14 protein-coding genes are annotated in these 16,367 nt (G+C 69.2%); 7 read left to right on the top strand and 7 right to left on the bottom strand.

Annotated features, from left to right (window positions below):
• The first annotated feature begins 109 nt into the window (after nucleotides 1–109).
• Nucleotides 110–895, top strand: coding sequence for a crotonase/enoyl-CoA hydratase family protein (locus G6N26_RS16105; RefSeq protein ID WP_067168415.1), 786 nt, complete (start codon nucleotides 110–112; stop codon nucleotides 893–895).
• Nucleotides 896–902: 7 nt separating this feature from the next.
• Here the strand turns inward: G6N26_RS16105 and G6N26_RS16100 are convergent, their stop codons facing one another.
• The gene (locus G6N26_RS16100; protein ID WP_139799195.1) at nucleotides 903–1,922 is read right to left on the bottom strand and encodes an MIP/aquaporin family protein; all 1,020 of its coding nucleotides are present in this window, start codon (nucleotides 1,920–1,922) and stop codon (nucleotides 903–905) included.
• Nucleotides 1,923–2,157: 235 nt separating this feature from the next.
• Between G6N26_RS16100 and G6N26_RS16095 the strand changes: the two genes are divergently transcribed.
• Nucleotides 2,158–3,675 carry a class I adenylate-forming enzyme family protein gene (locus G6N26_RS16095; protein WP_067168383.1) on the top strand — a complete coding sequence of 506 codons (1,518 nt, stop codon included), beginning with the start codon at nucleotides 2,158–2,160 and terminating at the stop codon, nucleotides 3,673–3,675.
• 20 nt (nucleotides 3,676–3,695) lie between these two features.
• Entirely contained in the window at nucleotides 3,696–3,992 is a 297-nt protein-coding gene (locus G6N26_RS16090) for a hypothetical protein (protein WP_067168382.1), read from the top strand.
• A gap of 5 nt (nucleotides 3,993–3,997) precedes the next feature.
• On the opposite strand, the gene G6N26_RS16085 is transcribed toward G6N26_RS16090, so the two are convergent.
• From G6N26_RS16085 to G6N26_RS16070, 4 genes are all read right to left on the bottom strand, one after another.
• The gene (locus tag G6N26_RS16085) at nucleotides 3,998–4,594 is read right to left on the bottom strand and encodes a TetR/AcrR family transcriptional regulator (protein ID WP_083019410.1); all 597 of its coding nucleotides are present in this window, start codon (nucleotides 4,592–4,594) and stop codon (nucleotides 3,998–4,000) included.
• Nucleotides 4,595–5,092: 498 nt separating this feature from the next.
• Nucleotides 5,093–6,295, bottom strand: coding sequence for an IS30 family transposase (locus G6N26_RS16080; protein ID WP_083020638.1), 1,203 nt, complete (start codon nucleotides 6,293–6,295; stop codon nucleotides 5,093–5,095).
• Nucleotides 6,296–6,385: 90 nt separating this feature from the next.
• Nucleotides 6,386–7,864: an aldehyde dehydrogenase gene (locus G6N26_RS16075; RefSeq protein ID WP_067168381.1), complete on the bottom strand. Its 1,479-nt coding sequence runs from the start codon at nucleotides 7,862–7,864 to the stop codon at nucleotides 6,386–6,388.
• 104 nt (nucleotides 7,865–7,968) lie between these two features.
• Complete coding sequence (locus tag G6N26_RS16070) at nucleotides 7,969–8,739, bottom strand: class I SAM-dependent methyltransferase (protein WP_067168380.1); 771 nt, start codon at nucleotides 8,737–8,739, stop codon at nucleotides 7,969–7,971.
• Nucleotides 8,740–8,843: 104 nt separating this feature from the next.
• Between G6N26_RS16070 and G6N26_RS16065 the strand changes: the two genes are divergently transcribed.
• The 3 genes from G6N26_RS16065 to G6N26_RS16055 are packed head-to-tail and all read left to right on the top strand — an operon-like array spanning nucleotide 8,844 to nucleotide 11,947.
• Nucleotides 8,844–10,073, top strand: a complete 1,230-nt coding sequence (locus tag G6N26_RS16065) for a TerC family protein (protein WP_067168379.1) — start codon at nucleotides 8,844–8,846, stop codon at nucleotides 10,071–10,073.
• Between the two features lie 49 nt (nucleotides 10,074–10,122).
• A complete protein-coding gene (locus G6N26_RS16060; RefSeq protein ID WP_067168378.1) occupies nucleotides 10,123–10,734 on the top strand; it encodes a DedA family protein in 612 nt (203 codons plus the stop codon).
• A 46-nt stretch (nucleotides 10,735–10,780) separates the two neighbouring features.
• Nucleotides 10,781–11,947: a glycosyltransferase family 4 protein gene (locus G6N26_RS16055; protein WP_083020532.1), complete on the top strand. Its 1,167-nt coding sequence runs from the start codon at nucleotides 10,781–10,783 to the stop codon at nucleotides 11,945–11,947.
• On the opposite strand, the gene G6N26_RS16050 is transcribed toward G6N26_RS16055, so the two are convergent.
• Nucleotides 11,927–13,648, bottom strand: a complete 1,722-nt coding sequence (locus tag G6N26_RS16050; RefSeq protein WP_083020531.1) for a serine/threonine-protein kinase — start codon at nucleotides 13,646–13,648, stop codon at nucleotides 11,927–11,929. The genes G6N26_RS16055 and G6N26_RS16050 overlap by 21 nt on opposite strands.
• A 21-nt stretch (nucleotides 13,649–13,669) precedes the next feature.
• The gene (locus G6N26_RS16045) at nucleotides 13,670–14,983 is read right to left on the bottom strand and encodes a PorA family protein (RefSeq protein WP_163648824.1); all 1,314 of its coding nucleotides are present in this window, start codon (nucleotides 14,981–14,983) and stop codon (nucleotides 13,670–13,672) included.
• A gap of 179 nt (nucleotides 14,984–15,162) precedes the next feature.
• Here G6N26_RS16045 and G6N26_RS16040 point away from each other — a divergent pair, with 179 nt between their 5' ends.
• A complete protein-coding gene (locus G6N26_RS16040) occupies nucleotides 15,163–16,335 on the top strand; it encodes an acyltransferase family protein (protein ID WP_083020528.1) in 1,173 nt (390 codons plus the stop codon).
• Nucleotides 16,336–16,367 lie beyond the last annotated feature (32 nt).

Genomic DNA, 16,367 nt, shown 5'->3' with positions numbered 1-16,367 from the left:
ACGGCACCCGGTGGTAACCCGAATCTCTCCGGGACGTTAACGCCATTCCCGGCGACCGTTACCATCGGTCCGACAGGAGCCACCGATACCTGAAGGAGCTGTGCGGCGCGTGAGCAGCGAAAACCAAGAGGCCAACGAGCCCGAAGTCCTGGTCGAACAGCGGGACCGGATCCTCATCATCACGATCAACCGGCCGAAGGCCAAGAACGCGGTCAACTCCGCGGTGGCCAACGGCCTGGCCGCCGCCGTCGACCGGCTCGACGGCGAACCCGGGCTGTCGGTGGGCATCCTCACCGGGGCCGGCGGCTCGTTCTGCGCGGGCATGGACCTCAAGGCCTTCGCCCGGGGCGAGCTCCCCATCGTCGAGGGCCGCGGCATGGGCTTCACCGAACGCCCACCGGTCAAGCCGCTGATCGCGGCGGTCGAGGGTTACGCGCTGGCGGGCGGCACCGAACTGGCGCTGGCGACCGACCTGATCGTGGCCTCCAAAGACTCGGCGTTCGGCATCCCGGAAGTCAAGCGCGGCCTGGTCGCCGGGGGCGGCGGGCTGCTGCGGCTGCCGCAGCGCATCCCGTCCGCGATCGCCATGGAGCTGGCGCTGACCGGTGAAAATTTGAGCGCGGAGCGCGCACACGCGCTGGGGATGGTCAACGTCCTCGCCGACCCCGGATCCGCGCTGGATGCGGCGATCGAGCTGGCCGAGAAGATCGCGGCGAACGGGCCGCTGGCGGTGGCCGCCACCAAGCAAATCATCGTCGAGTCCCGCGGCTGGAGCCCCGACACCATGTTCGCCGAGCAGAACAAGCTGCTGGCTCCGGTGTTCTCGTCCAACGACGCCAAAGAGGGCGCCATCGCTTTCGCCGAGAAGCGGCCGCCCAAGTGGACGGGCACCTGATCCGCCGCTAGGCGGCCTGATCCTCTTCGGCTCCAAGGCTTTCCGAGTCCGCGCTGTCCTCGACGGTGACCGGTCCGGCCACCGTCGATGCGGCGTGGGTGGTCGGCAGCGGCGCCAGGCCCGGCTCCGGCGTCAGCAGCATCGTCGCGCGCGCGTCGAGCACGTGGCCGATGAAGAAGTCGTAGGTGAAGATGCCGACCACGGCACCGACCAGCGGGCCGACGATCGGAATCCACCAATATCCGGTGGTGCCGCCGTAGTCGCCGGAGAACGCCAGCTTCCCCCAGCCCATGAAGTACGTGAACACGCGCGGCCCGAAGTCGCGGGCGGGGTTGAGCGCGTAGCCCGCGTTGGTCCCGTAAGAGCAGCCGATCACCGCGACGACGAAGCCGATGATCAGGGGCGCCATGTTGCCCGCCGGCGCCTGGTTGCGGTGGTCGATCAACGCCGCGACCAGCGCGACCAGGATGGCGGTGCCGACGAGCTGGTCGAGCAGGGGACCCAGGTAGCCGCCGTGGAAGTACTCGGCGGGGAAGGTCCCGAAGATCGAATACGTGTCCTGCGACTCCGGACGGGTCAGGTGATTGGCGGCGTTGTAGTTGTCGATGGCCGAGCCGTAGACGGCGTAGACGGCCGCGGCCGCGCTGAAGGCTCCGATCAGCTGGGCGACCCAGTACGGAATGACGTTGCGCCAGTCGAACTTTCGCGCCACCGCGAAGGCCAGGGTGACCGCCGGGTTGAGGTGCGCGCCGCTGATCCCGCCGGCGACATAGGTCGCGAGCATGACGGCGAACGCCCACCCGAACACGATGATCAGCCAGTTCGCCGGACCGAACGGCACGCTTTGGCGGCCGGACCCGGGCAGCCCGACCGCGTTGAGCGCGCAGGTTCCGAGCCCGAGCAGCAACAGGACGAAGGTGCCGAAGAACTCGGCAAGCATCGCGCCGGGCAGCCCGGCGCGCAGCCTGGTCAGCGCGCTCGCCGTCGGCGGTGTCTGCTGTCGGCGGATGGTCGATGTCAAGTGCACGCGGTTCCCCCACTACGTCAAACGGTGTTTGTGCCCGCGGGCGCTGCGGGGGCCCGGGCGGGCTTCGGGGTGGGTTAACCGGGCGCCAGCTGCGGGTAAACCTCGCCGCCGGGCTCGGGCGATGCGGAGCGGCCGACGGTGCTGGGCGACGCGATGCTTGCGTGATCTAAACTACAGTCGGGCATGACACTTTTGGTCAGCTTTGTAACGTGCTGAAACCAGAGAAAGATCGAGGATGAGCATTTCCCTGCTGCTCGAGATGGCCGCGTCGGGCGACGCCGAGCGCACCGCGGTGGTATCCGGGGACTTGCGGCTGACCACGCAGCAGCTCAGCGATCTTGCCGACGGCGGCGCGGGGGTGGTCGCGGCCTCGGGCGCCAAGCACCTGGTCTACGTGGGCACCGGCGGCGCGATGCTGCCGGTGCTGATCTTCGCCGCGGCGCGCGCGGGGGTGGCCTTCACCCCGATCAATTACCGGCTCTCCGCCGAGGGCATCCAGGCGCTGATCGAGCGGCTGCCCGAGCCGCTGGTGGTCGTCGACGCCCGCTACCGCGACGCGATCGGCGACGTGTCGGACCGGGTGATGATCTCCGACGATTTCCTCGAGGCCGCGCGCACCGCCGAACCGGCGGCGGAGTTTCCCGACCCGGATTCCGTCGCGATCGTGCTGTTCACCTCGGGCACCACCTCGCAGCCCAAGGCCGTCGAACTCTCGCACAACAACCTGACCAGTTACGTCACCGGGACGGTGGAGTTCGGGGCGGCCTCCGACACCGACGCCGCCCTGATCTGCGTGCCGCCGTACCACATCGCCGGGGTCAGCGCCGCGCTGTCGAATCTGTACGCCGGCCGAAAGATGGTGTACCTGCCCAATTTCGATGCGCAGGAATGGGTTCGGCTGATCAATGCCGAGCACGTGACCACCGCGACGGTGGTGCCGACCATGCTCGACCGCATCATCACCGTGCTGGAGAACGGCGACGGCGCGGCCATCGAGCTGCCGTCGCTGCGCAACCTCGCATACGGCGGCTCCAAGGTCGGGTTGCCGCTGGTGCGCCGGGCCCTCGAGCTGCTCCCCGACGTGGGTTTCGTCAACGCCTACGGCCTGACCGAGACCAGCTCGACGATCGCGGTGCTGACTCCCGACGACCATCGCGCGGCGCAGGCGGCGTCGACCGCGGACGGCGCGCGGCGGTTGGGCTCGGTCGGGCAGGCGGTGGCCGGCATCGAGCTGGAGATCCGCGACGAGGCCGGCAATGTGCTGCCGCCGGGCGAGACCGGCGAGCTGTTCGTGCGGGGCGAGCAGGTCTCGGGCCGCTACACCGGGATCGGCTCGGTGCTCGACGAGAACGGCTGGTTCCCGACCAAGGACATCGCCATGCTCGACGACGAGGGCTACCTGTTCATCGGCGGGCGCAGCGACGACACCATCATCCGCGGCGGCGAGAACATCGCGCCCGCCGAACTCGAAGAGGTTCTGGTCGAGCACCCCCATGTGCGCGACGTCGCCGTGGTCGGTGTCGAGGATCCGCAGTGGGGCCAGGCGATCGTCGCGGTGGTGGTGCCGGCGCCGGGCGTCGACCCCGACCCCGCCGAACTGCGCGAGTTCGTCCGCAAGAGTTTGCGCGGATCACGCACTCCCGACGAGGTAGTGTTTCGCGACGAGCTGCCCACCACCGCCACCGGCAAGGTGTTGCGGCGGGAGATCATCCAGACCCTCACGGGATTGCGCGCCGCGCCGGTCCAGCAGTAAGCGATCAAGGACGGAAATCAATGATCAAGAACGGAACTCGTCTCGCCAGCCAGGTCTGCGACACCCAGGTGATCGTCGTCAGAAGCGCGGACAGCCTCGACGACCTGCGGTGTGGCGGTGTGCCGATGGTGCCGGTGGGCGCCGAACGCTCGGGCGAACTGGACCCGTCGTTCTCCGAGGGCACCGTTATGGGCAAGCGCTACGTGGACGACGCCGGCGCCGAGGTGCTGGTGACCAAGCCGGGCGCGGGGAGCCTGAGCATCGGGCAGACCGCGCTGAACCTCAAAGAGGTCAAGCCGCTACCCGCGAGCGACTGACGACGTCACCGCGAGCCGTCAGGCTTGCCCGGAATCTTGTTCCGGAGAACGAATTCCTTTGCCTTGATCAGGAATTCGAGTTGCTCGCCCACCTGATGCAGCGGGCCCGCGTTGCGGGTGGACCGCGACAGGACGACGGCGCCCTCCAGCGCGGAGATCGACATCACGGCCAGCGATGCGGCGTCGGCGTCGTCGAAGCCGTCGTTGACGAACGCGCGGGTGAGCGCGGTGCACCAGCGGCCCAGGATGGCACCGGCCTCGGCGGAGAGCTTGGGGCCCTTGGGATCATCGCCGTCCGAACAGCCGATCGCCGCCGCGACCACCGGACAGCCGGCGCTGAAGCCGCCGTCGGTGAGGAGCCGCTCCCAGAATTCGACGAACTCCTGCAACAGCACCCGGGCACCGCGGTCGGCGGCGTCATCAATGATGGCGGTGATGGAGTCGCCCGAGTAGCGCAGCGCCTCGGTCAGGATCTGATTGCGCCCGTCGGGAAAGTGGTAGTAGACCGAGCCACGCGGGGCGCCGCTGCGGGCGAGCACCGCGTCGATCGTCACGCCCGCGGCTCCGCGCTCGCGCATCACCTCGGCCGCGCTGGCCAGCATCTTCGTCCGCGTGCTTCCACGCTTCGTCGGGGCGTGCTCCTTGGTGGCGTCACCGATAGTCGGCACTGGCGTACCTCCCGGGGCTGGCGTCATGCAGCGTGCGAGTGGCGCAGCGCCGGCCAGTGCATATGACGCGGGCTGAAGCGGAATGTCCGGCGCCGCAAGTCTGGCATCTCGCGGGTGAATTGATAGCCGGCGACGTTGAGCTCAATGATCCACATGGTGTTCTCCCGGCCTGTGTGCGGCCCTTGATTATGCTAAGAACCATATAAGACATCCGTAAATTAAGCAATTTCTCAGGCGTAATGTGACGTACGCCGCACAAATGGGGCGGGTTCGCCTGCGGGTCCGTACCTGCGGCGGCGACAATCGGCAGAAAATATGCCCTATTGCATAGTCTCTAGCATGGGCGGCCCGTAGCCGACCCCCCAAACGCCGAACGTGCACTCACGGCGAAAATTCGGCGGCATTGTCAAGCGGTGAATGCAACATTTTGGGTTAGGCGGCTTGGTCGAGGAGGGCGGTTAGGCGTTGGGCCGGGGTATCGAGGTTCAGCGTGGGTCGGGGGCGTTGGTTGAGGGTGTCTTGGATTCGTCTGAGGTCAGCTTTGGTGTAACCGCTTAAGTCGCTGCCTTTTTCGAACCAGAATCGCAACAGGCGGTTGGTGTTTTCGTTGCTGCCTCGTTGCCACGGTGAGTGGGGATCGCAGAAGTAGACCGGAGCGGCCAGCTGTAGCTGGATGTCGCGCCAGCTAGCCATTTCGCTGCCACGATCCCAGGTGATCGAGCGGCGCAGGTGCTCGGGCAGTTCGCTCATTGCCTCGATCATCGCGGCGGCTACCGTGGCCGCGGTGCGGTCACCGGGCAGGTGCAGCAGGATCGTGAAGCGGGTGCTGCGCTCCACCAGGGTGCCGATTGCGCTGTTGTGGGGTCCCACGATCAAGTCGCCCTCCCAGTGGCCCGGCACGGCGCGGTCATCAGCCTCAGGTGGGCGATCAGCGATGGTGAATTCCTCACCGGCGCTAAACACCCCACGACGATTGTCTGAGCCTCGATGCTTTCGTGCGGCCCGCTTCGTGGACAGGCATTTGTGCAGATCAGCGCGCAAACTGCCGCGAGTCTGCACATACAGGCACTGATAAATGGTTTCGTGGCTCACTTGTGCCAGCCTGTCACCGGGGTGATCGCGGGCCAACACCTCGGCGATCAGTTTCGGACTCCAGCCCTGATCCATCCAGCCTTCGATCATCGCGCACAACGGGTTATCGGCGAGCTTGAATTCCTTGGGCCGCCGCGCTTTCTGCGCGGCCCGCGCATGCGCCATCAGAGCGTGGTAGTCGCCGTCGGCATTGCAGTTACGCCGAATCTCGCGGTAGATCGTTGTGCGGTCGCGACCCAGCCGCTCGGCGATGTCGGCGGCGCTGAGTCCGCCGTCGCGGCCGCGCATGATCTCCACGCGTTCGCTGACACTGAGCCGATGACCCGCTCCACCGGGCAAGGACATGTTGCCCGGCTTGAGCAGGCCACGTTGACCCCGGCCTCCGATATGCAGTTTCATCGCTCCAGCGTCACGCCACCACACCCACGCCCTGGTCGTTGACACGCCCATACCTTGAGCCGCCACAACCAGCGGGGCTCCCCGACATACCCGGTCGAACAACTCCCGACGCACCGCCGGCGAATGCGGAAAACCACTCGGCATCGCAACTCCTAAATCCACGGATGTTGCATTGACCGTATGAATCCGCCGGCAGATCCCTCGCCCTGAGTGCACGTTCGACGCGCGCCAGACCTAGCTTTCGATCGTGTGGCCCATCGGCATCAGCACGCTCTTCTGCTGCGTGAAGTGCTCGACGCCCTCGGGGCCGTTCTCGCGGCCGATGCCGGAGTTCTTGTAGCCGCCGAACGGGCAGCACGGGTCGAACGCGTACCAGTTGATCGCGTACGTCCCGGTGCGGATCTTCTCCGAGACCTCGATGCCCCGCTGCACGTCGGCGGTCCACACGCTGCCGGCCAGCCCGTACACCGAGTCGTTGGCGATCTTGATCGCGTCCTCCTCGGTGTCATAGGGAATGATCGACAGCACCGGCCCGAAGATCTCCTCCTGGGCGATCGTCATCTTGTTGTCGACGTCGGCGAACACGGTCGGCTGTACGAAGAAGCCGCTGGCTAGGTCATCGCGCCCCTCGGGACGGCCGCCGCCGCACACCAGCCGCGCGCCCTCCTCGATGCCCTTGGCGATGTAGCCCTCGACCCGGGCCCGCTGCTTCTCCGAAATCAGCGAACCGATCTGGGCGGCCGGGTCCGACGGCAGGCCCACCGGCAGCGCCTGCACGAAAGTGCTTACCGCATCGACGATTTCGTCGTACCGCGAGCGGGGTGCCAGGATGCGCGTCTGGGCCACGCAGGCCTGGCCGGTGTTCATGATCCCGGAGAACACCAGCATCGGGATCGAGGACGCCAGGTCGACGTCGTCGAGGACGATGGCGGCCGACTTCCCGCCCAGCTCCAGCGTGCAAGGCTTGAGCATGTCGGCGGCGCGACGGCCGATCTCCTTGCCGACGGCAGAGCTGCCGGTGAAGGAGAAGATGTCGACGTCCGGGTTCGAAGTCAGCGCCTGCCCGGTCTCGATGCCGCCGGGCACCACCGACAGCACGCCCTCGGGCAGCCCCGCCTCGGCGAAGGCCTCCGCCAAAGCGTTTGCGCTCAAAGGGGTTTCGGCGGCCGGCTTGAGCACCACCGTGCACCCGGCCAGCAGCGCCGGGCCCAGCTTGTTGACGGCCAGGAACAGTGGCACGTTCCAGGCGACGATCGCGCCCACCACACCGATCGGCTCGCGGTGGACGATGCTCTGCCCGTAACCGCCGGTGCGGACCTCTTTCCACTTGACCTGGTCGACGGCGGGGCCGGCGAAGAAGTTCAGCGCCCCGATCGAGCTCATCCAGTGCATCGTTTCGACGCCGGTGGGCGGCTGGCCGGTCTCGGCCGCGAGCAGCTGGGTGAACAGGTCCTTGCGCTCCTCCATCACTTTGAGCGCGTTGGCGATCACGGCCGCGCGCTCCTTCGGCGGCGTGGTCGGCCACGGGCCGCTGTCGAAGGCCGCGCGGGCCGCGGCGACGGCGGCGTCGACGTCGGCAGCGGCGGCCAGCGGCACCTTCCCGACGTACTCACCGGTGGCCGGACAGGTCACCTCGATCACTTCGGAGGTCGACGGTTCCGTCCACTTGCCGCCGATGAAAAGCTTGTCGTATTCGGTCTTGACGTCGGTCATCTTCCGCCACTCCTCCTGCTTGTTTCAGATCGCGCTGCCCTGTCATCGTCGTCGGCGGGCATGCGCGCCACCCTACCCAAGCCGACGCAAAACGAGAACACGTTTCACTCTTGGGGTTGGAGCACCAGCACGAGATTGCTCACGAGGAACTCGCGCAGCACCGGCACGCGCGTCAACCACCACGCCCATCGCGGGTGGTAGCGGGGAAAAGCGGCCAGGGCGGCGCCGGTGCTCGCGGCCCATGTCAGGCCGTCGGCCGCCGACACCTCGAACAACGACGACCCGTAGTCGTTTTTGGCCGGATGGCCGTGCTTGCGGGCGTAGCGCGCGGCGGCGCGCTCGCCGCCCAGGTAGTGGGTCAGGCCCATTTCGTGGCCGCCGAACGGGCCCAGCCACACCGTGTAGGACAGCACGGCTAGCCCGCCGGGCCTGGTCACCCGCAGCATCTCGGTGCCGAGTCGCCAGGGCCGCGGCACGTGCTCGGCGACGTTGGACGACAGGCAGATGTCGACCGAAGCGTCGGCGAACGGCAGCGCCATGCCCGACGCCCGCACGAACGTTCCCGGGCCCGCCGCGACGGCGGGGCCGCCCGCGTGCATCTCGGCCGGGTCGGGCTCGACCCCGATGTAGCCGACCCCGGCGTCGGCGAAGGCCGTCGCGAAGTAGCCCGGGCCGCCCCCGACGTCGAGCAGCGTGCGACCCGCGGGGGAGTCCGCGTGGGCGGCGCGCCACAGGTCGCTCACCATCGCGGCGGTATCGGCGGCCAGTGCGCCGTAGAAGCGGGCCGGATCGGACTGCTCGTAGCGAAACTGCGACAGCAGCCGCACCGAGCGGGCCAGCGTCGCGCGGCGAGCGAAGAGGTCGGTCACGGCCACCGGCCAACCCTACGGCCGGGCGCACACATACTGTGGCGGCAAAGAGGGTACGGAAGCGTCGAAGACTCAGACGACGGCTCCGACGAAGGTGGCTCAGGCAGCGAATGGATGTTCCCGATTGGGTGTGGGCCCTGACCGTCCTGGCCATCGTCGGGTTGTTGGCCTTCGACTTTTTCTTCCATGTCCGCAAGGCGCACGTCCCGACGCTGCGTGAGGCCGCGCTCTGGTCGCTCGCCTACGTCGGCATCGCGCTGCTGTTCGGCGTCGGCTTGCTCGCGTTCGGCGGCCACGAGGAAGGCCCGGAATACTTCGCCGGGTACGTCACCGAAAAGGCGCTCTCGGTCGACAACCTGTTCGTCTTCCTGATGATCATGGCCAGCTTCCGGGTCCCGCGCGAGGATCAGCAGAAGGTGCTGCTGTTCGGGATCGTCTTCTCGCTCATCGCCCGGACCGGCTTCATCTTCCTCGGCGCCACGCTGATCAACACGTTCGCGTGGGTCTTCTACCTGTTCGGGCTGATCCTGTTGGTCGCGGCCGGCGGCGTCCTGCGGCCCGACGAGCGCGAGGAATCCCGCCGGGCCGACAACGTCGTCATCCGGATCGCCAAGAAGGTCCTGCACACCACCGAGCACTACGACGGCGACAAGTTGTTCACGATGGTGGACGGCCGGCGCGCGATGACGCCGATGCTGCTGGTGATGGTCGCCATCGGCGGCACGGACATGTTTTTCGCGCTCGACTCGATCCCGGCGATCTTCGGCCTCACCCAGAACGTCTACATCGTCTTCACCGCCACGGCCTTCTCGCTGCTGGGCCTGCGGCAGCTGTACTTCCTCATCGAGGGCCTGCTGGACCGACTGGTCTACCTGTCCTACGGTCTGGCGGCGATCCTCGGCTTCATCGGCGTCAAGCTGATCCTGCACGCGCTGCACGAGAACAACGTGCCGTTCATCAACGACGGCGAGCCGGTTTCGCTGGTCGAGATCAGCACCTACCTGTCGCTGGCCGTGATCGTCGGTGTCCTGGTCGTCACCGTCGTCGCCTCGTTGCTGAGCCCCATGGGCAAGGCCCGGACGGCGATCGCCGGCGCCCGGCGCCACGCCGCGGCCTACCTCGACTCCGAGTACACCCACGATCCCGCCGAACGCGAACGCATCTTCCGCAAGCTGCTCGCCGAGCGCGATCAGATCCTCGCGCTCGGGCCGAAGTACCGCCAGCTGGTCCGCGACGAGCCCGTGCTGATCGACCTGTTCGACCGCGCGGCCGCCAAGCACGACGAAGCCGTCGGCCGCGGCGAGGCCGAACCGTTCGTCCGGATGGGCCTGACCTCCTGACCTCGTGAGCGCCGGGCCGCCGGCGCGCGCTGTGTAGTGTTGCGCTCTAGTGTTCGATTCCCTGCTTGACGCGCTCGGCAACTCGTGGTGGGCGTATCCGCTGATCCTGGTCTCCTGCACTTTCGACGCCATCCTTCCCCTGTTGCCCAGCGAGACGGCGCTGCTCACCGGCGGCATCCTCGCCGCCAACGGGTCGATGCTGCTGGGCTGGGTGATCGTCATGGCGGCCATCGGCGCGTTCGTCGGCGACAACCTCGCGTACGCGATCGGTCACTCGGCGGACGATTTCGCCCGCCGCTGGATCACCCGCGGCGAGAAGGGACAGCGCAGCCTCGACTGGGCACACCGGGAACTGGACCGCCACGGCGGCCCACTGGTGATCGTGGCCCGGTTCCTGCCCGGGGGCCGCACGGCCACCACCATCGCCTGCGGCGTGCTGGACTTTCCGTATCGCCAGTTCGTGGTGTTCGACGCGATCGGCGCCGTCGTGTGGGCGACGCTCAACACACTGATCGGTTACATCGGCGGCAACGCCTTCGCCGACAACACGGTCGCGGCGTTCGCGGTGGCGTTCGGGACGGCGCTGGCGCTGGCCGGGATCATCGAACTGATCCGGTGGATCGGCCGCCGGACCCGGCAGGACGGGCGGGTGCGGCGCTAGCGGCCCAGCATGGCGCGGCGACCGATTCCCATTAGGCTGACCGGTGATGTCTGCTCTGCGCTCGGTCCTGCTGCTGTGCTGGCGCGATACCGGGCACCCGCAGGGCGGCGGCAGCGAAGCCTATCTGCAGCGCATCGGCGCGCAACTGGCCGCCTCGGGCATCGACGTCACGCTGCGCACCGCCCGCTACCGCGGCGCTCCGCGCCGCGAAGTCGTCGACGGCGTGCGAATCGACCGCGCCGGTGGCCGCTACTCGGTGTACGTCTGGGCGTTGCTGGCGATGGCGGCGGCCCGCCTCGGGGTGGGCCCGCTGCGCACGGTGCGGCCCGACGTGGTCGTCGACACCCAGAACGGCCTGCCCTTTCTGGCCCGGCTGGTCTACGGCCGCCGCGTGGTGGTGCTGGTGCACCACTGCCACCGCCAGCAGTGGCCGGTGGCCGGCCCGGTGCTGGGCCGGCTTGGCTGGTTCGTCGAGTCGACGCTGTCGCCCCGGCTGAACCGGCGCAACCAGTACGTGACGGTGTCGCTGCCGTCCGCGCGCGACCTGGTCACCTTGGGCGTCGACGGCGCCCAGATCGCAGTGGTGCGCAACGGCCTGGATCAGGCGCCGGCGCAATCGCTGTCGGGTCCGCGCGCGACCGCGCCGAGGGTGGTCGTGCTGTCGCGGCTGGTGCCGCACAAGCAGATCGAGGACGCGCTGGAAGCGGTCGCGCGGTTGCTGCCGCGGATACCCACCCTGCATCTCGACATCGTCGGCGACGGCTGGTGGCGCGAGCGGCTCGTCGAGCACGCACAGCGGCTTGGCATCTGCGCTGCGGTGACGTTCCACGGTCACGTCGACGACGTGACGAAACACCATGTGCTGCAAGGGGCTTGGGTGCACGTGCTGCCTTCCCGCAAGGAGGGCTGGGGGCTGGCGGTCGTCGAGGCGGCCCAGCACGCGGTGCCGACCATCGGCTACCGCTCTTCGGGCGGCCTGTCGGATTCGATCGTCGACGGGGTGACCGGGATATTGGTGGACACCCATGCCGAGCTGGTGGACCGGCTCGAGGAATTGCTCGCCGATCCGGTGCTGCGCGATCAACTCGGCGCCAAGGCGCACACCCGCAGCGGCGAATTCTCTTGGGCGCAAAGCGCCGACGCGATGCGCAGCGTGCTGGACGCGGTGCACAGCGGCCGCACCGTCCAGGGGCTAGTCAGCGGGAGGGGCTGAACGGGCCCGGCGCCGCCACGCGCCGATCCCCGCGCCGGCACCGCCGGCGACCAGTAGCGCCAGCCACGCCAGGTGGGCGACCAGCGTCGCCGCCCGACGATCGGCGGGCGCCCCGACGCTCCGCCCGCCGACGCGGTAGAGCGCGATCGCGTCGTCCCGGTAGGCCGGCGTCAGCGCGCCCAGGGTGCGGGCCGCCGACCCCATGTCGCCGGCGCTGTCGGCTTCCACCACCAGCCATCCCACGCCCGCCGCGGCCAGTGCCGACGGATCGGGTCCGGCCAACAGCAGCTGCTGCACGTCGCGGGCGTGCGCACCCTCGCCGGCGATGGTGGTCCCCGAGATCACCAGGTCGCCGCTGCTCAGCACCTCGGCGCGCACCCAGCGGGGCAGTGGGTCCAGCACCGGCGCGGGGCCAGCCCAGAAAAACAGCCGCATCGTCCCGGCCGGCAACACCGCGACGGCAGCCGGCTGTTCGTTGATCGCCGCGGCGACGGCGGCCCAGCCGCGCGGGTAGTGCACCGGCGCCACCTTGCCCCAGGCCCCCCAGGCCAGGTCGGGCAGCGCCAGCAGCAGCGCCAGACAGCAGACCAGCGCCGCCGCAACGTCTGTCGGAGGCGGCGCCCACCGTCGCAGCGTCACCATCGCGCCGGCACCCGCCAGGCTGTAGCCCGGCACGGCCAGCGCCACCCACTTCTGCCCGTCGCGCAGCACACCGAAGCCGGGCACGGCATCGACCACCGCCCCCAGCAGGTGCAGGCCCGGCCCGGTGGCCAGCGCCGCGGGAACCAGCACCGACACCGCGGCCAGCACCAGCAGCGGAACTGCCACCGGACGGCGGGCCACCGTCGGCAGGCCCGCCGCCACGATCCCCAGCAGCACCGCGGCCGAGAACACCGCGAAAAGCGTTGCGCGCGAACCGGGTACGGCGTCTCCATTCCAGATTCCGCCGAGGCTGGCCAGGCTGGCGAGCGTGCCCAGCCCGGGCTCGGCGCGCGGCGCGAACGCCTCGACACCCAGCCGGTTGGCTGCCGTGTGGGCGGTCAGCGACGCACCGGCCGTCGACGCCACCAACCACGGCAGCGCCGCCACCAGCGCGGTGCCCAGCGCCGCCGCGGCGCACCACCGGCGCGGCCAGGACCCGGCCGTGCCGTCACTCGGGACGGCCACGCAGACGAGCGCCACCGTCGCGGCCAGCAGCAGCCCGGTCGGGGTCAGCCCGGCCAGCGCGATCCAGAAAGCCAGCGCGAAGAACGAGCCGGATCCCGCGCGCAACGACAGCACGGCCGTCGCCACCCAGGGCAGGCAGCCGTAGCCGACCAGCAGGCTCCAATGGCCCTGCAGAAGTCGTTCGGCGACATAGGGATTCCAGATCGACAGGGTGATGGCGACGAACTGGCCGGGCGCGCCCGCAGGCGGCACGGCCGCCTCGACGAGCCGGGCCGCGCCCCAGCCCGCCAGCCACAACCCCGCCACGAGCAGCGCCTTGACCACGACGCCGCCGTCGAGCAGGTGCGAGGCGAGCGCCACCGCGAAATCCTGGGGGGTGGCGCGCGGCGCCGACGTCAACCCCAGGGCGGTATCGGACAGGTAGGACCGCGGCGTCGAGACCGCGTCACGCAGCAGCAGGTACCCCGGGGCCAGCAGGGGCCCGACCACCAGCAGTGCCAGGACCAGTGCGTACCCGGGCCGGGTCCAGCGCACGGCTAAGGCATCCGGGCCGGGCTATTCGCGGTCGTGCGGGCCGGGCGGATTGGACTCGGTCGGCCCCGCCTCGGTGGGCTCGTCCGGGCCGGATGCGCCGGAGGGTCCGGGGGCCCCGGGCGAGCCGGGCGGGTCCCCGCCGGGTTCCTGACGCAGATCGGGGCGCTGGGTGGGCAGCTTCTCCGTCTCGGCCTCGGCGCCGGGCACCGGCTCCTCGAGGCCGCTGCGGCCGAAGAAGTCCTGATCGCCCCGGTCCAGGCCGGGGTCGGTCAGCGCGCTCTCGCTGCGCAGGCTGAACGAGGCGAGGAGGCCGCCGCCGACCAGCGCGATCAGGCCGACCGCGGTGAACGTGATCGGCAGCACTCGCGACCACAGCGCCAGCCGGTCGCGCTCATCGCGGGCGGCGTTGACCTGGGATTCGACGGTGTCCTCGTTCGAGGTGACCTTGTATTCGGCCAGCGTGAGCTCCGGCTTGAGCGGATCGCGGGCGAAGTAGTGGTCGGCGTGCTCGGTCTGCTTGACGATGGTGCCCGACACCGGGTCCACCCAGAACGTGCGCTGCGCCGCGTAGTAGCGGGTCATGGTGATCTGTTCGTTCGGGTCGCCACCCTGGACGCCCCACATCGACGCCGACGTGGTCTGCTTGGCGTCCTCGTTGCCGGCCAGCAGCGACGGGTACGTCACCGGGGCCACCAGCTTGCCGTCGCCGTTGTAGCCGACGTTCTGGGTGAACTTGTACGTGGTCAGCCCGTTGACGTCTTCCTCGGTGTCGTAATTGACGTCGAACGGCTTCTGCGCGATCGGATCGAAATAGGGATACGTCTTCTTCTCGGTGTGAAACGGGAACCGGTAGGACAGCCCGTCGTGGCGCAGCGGCATCGCCGTGGGCGGGTTCTCGTCGTTGACGGCGCGCGGCTTCTGGACCGAGCCGCCGGTGTGGGCGTCGTCGGAGACGGCCAGCGCGGTCTTGCGGTTGAGCGTGACGGTGTCGACGATCGCCAGCAGCAGCCCGCTGTCCTTCTGCTTGTCCGTGCGCCGCAACGAACTTCCAACCTGCAGCGTGACGACGTCGGCGTTGGCGGGTGACTCGACGCTGATCTGCTGCTGGGAGACCAGCGGCACGTTTTGGTTGACGACGACGTGGTCGGTGGACAACGACGCGGAGTCCAGTGCCGTCCCGGTGCCGTCACCGACCAGCGTGGCGTCGAGGTCCAGGGGGACCTTGGTGATCCTGCTGGTGGTGTACGTCGACAACAGCAGCGCGGCGATCAGCAGGGCAGCTCCGAGTCCGATGATCCCGCATGCGGCGAACCGCAACATGACTGCTCGGTTCACGTCGCTGTGCCCTCCTCAAGTCCTTGCATTTCAGCCGCGACCCGACCCGAGCAGCAGCCCGGGGCAAACTCGTTTGACCCTAACAGCACAAAGTAAGGCGGCGGCTTACGAACCTGACGCTCGCGCGGGCGGGTCCTTCGGGTGTACCCATTCGTCGGGCCGCCCAGCACAGGCAAACTGTGAGGGTGAGCGACGACCAGCGGGTGGGCGGGGTGCGCAGCTTCCTGCCGGCGGTGGAAGGCATGCGCGCCTGCGCGGCGATGGGCGTGGTGGTCACCCACGTCGCCTTCCAGACCGGGCACTCCAGCGGCGCCTCCGGCCGATTGTTCGGCCGCTTCGACCTCGCCGTCGCGGTGTTCTTCGCGCTGTCGGGTTTCCTGCTGTGGCGCGGGCACGCCGCGGCCGCACGCGATCTGGCGCCCCGGCCCCGCACCGGCCACTATCTGCGGTCGCGGGTCGTGCGCATCATGCCCGCCTACGTGGTGGCGGTCGTGGTGATCCTGACGCTGTTGCCCGACGCCGACCACGCCAGCCTGACCGTGTGGCTGGCCAACCTGACGCTCACCCAGATCTATGTGCCGCTCACCTTGACCGGCGGGCTGACCCAGATGTGGAGCCTTTCGGTCGAGGTCAGCTTCTATCTGGCGCTGCCGATTTTCGCGCTGCTGGCCCGCCGCCTCCCGGTGCGCGCGCGGGTGCCGGCGATCGCCGCGCTAGGGGCGCTGAGCTGGGCGTGGGGCTGGGTGCCGGGCCTCGCGGGTGAGGGCATCAATCCGCTCAACTGGCCGCCGGCGTTCTTCTCCTGGTTCGCCGCGGGCATGCTGCTGGCCGAGTGGGTCCACAGCGGCGTCGGGTTGCCGCATCGCATCGCCCGCCACCGCCTGGTGATGGCCGTCGTCGCGGGGGCGGCCTATTTGGTCGCGGCGTCGCCGCTGGCCGGCCCGGAGGGCCTGGTGCCCGGTACGCCCGCGCAGTTCGCAGTGAAGACCGCGATGGGCGCGCTGGTGGCCTTCGCGTTGGTCGCGCCGCTGGTGCTGGATCGGCCGGATACGCCGCACCGGGTCTTGGGGACCGTCGCCATGGTCACCCTGGGCCGCTGGTCCTACGGCCTGTTCATCTGGCACCTGGCCGCGCTGGCCATGGTGTTCCCGATCGTCGGGACGTTCCCGTTCACCGGCAACATGCCGACGGTGTTGGTGCTGACGCTGATCTTCGGGTTCGCCATCGCCGCCGTCAGCTACGCGCTGGTCGAGTCCCCCTGCCGAGAAGCCTTGCGCCGCTGGGAGAAACGCGAGAGGCCGGCCGAGGCCGCGCAGGCCGTCGACGCGGAGGCGGACGCGATCGCGCCTTAGCCGGTGCGGTCCATCCACTGCTCCAGCGCGTC

It is taken from the genome of Mycobacterium marseillense (assembly GCF_010731675.1).
Classification (GTDB): domain Bacteria; phylum Actinomycetota; class Actinomycetes; order Mycobacteriales; family Mycobacteriaceae; genus Mycobacterium; species Mycobacterium marseillense.
This window is presented reverse-complemented; position numbering and strand designations above follow the sequence as displayed.

What these genes read in the sequence shown, in the direction of transcription:
- G6N26_RS16095 (WP_067168383.1), top strand. Translation starts at nt 2,158, where the DNA reads ATGAGCATTTCCCTGCTGCTCGAGATGGCCGCGTCGGGCGACGCCGAG.
- G6N26_RS16090 (WP_067168382.1), top strand. Translation starts at nt 3,696, where the DNA reads ATGATCAAGAACGGAACTCGTCTCGCCAGCCAGGTCTGCGACACCCAG.
- G6N26_RS16085 (WP_083019410.1), bottom strand. Translation starts at nt 4,594, where the DNA reads ATGCTGGCCAGCGCGGCCGAGGTGATGCGCGAGCGCGGAGCCGCGGGC.
- G6N26_RS16080 (WP_083020638.1), bottom strand. Translation starts at nt 6,295, where the DNA reads ATGCCGAGTGGTTTTCCGCATTCGCCGGCGGTGCGTCGGGAGTTGTTC.
- G6N26_RS16075 (WP_067168381.1), bottom strand. Translation starts at nt 7,864, where the DNA reads ATGACCGACGTCAAGACCGAATACGACAAGCTTTTCATCGGCGGCAAG.
- G6N26_RS16065 (WP_067168379.1), top strand. Translation starts at nt 8,844, where the DNA reads ATGGATGTTCCCGATTGGGTGTGGGCCCTGACCGTCCTGGCCATCGTC.
- G6N26_RS16055 (WP_083020532.1), top strand. Translation starts at nt 10,781, where the DNA reads ATGTCTGCTCTGCGCTCGGTCCTGCTGCTGTGCTGGCGCGATACCGGG.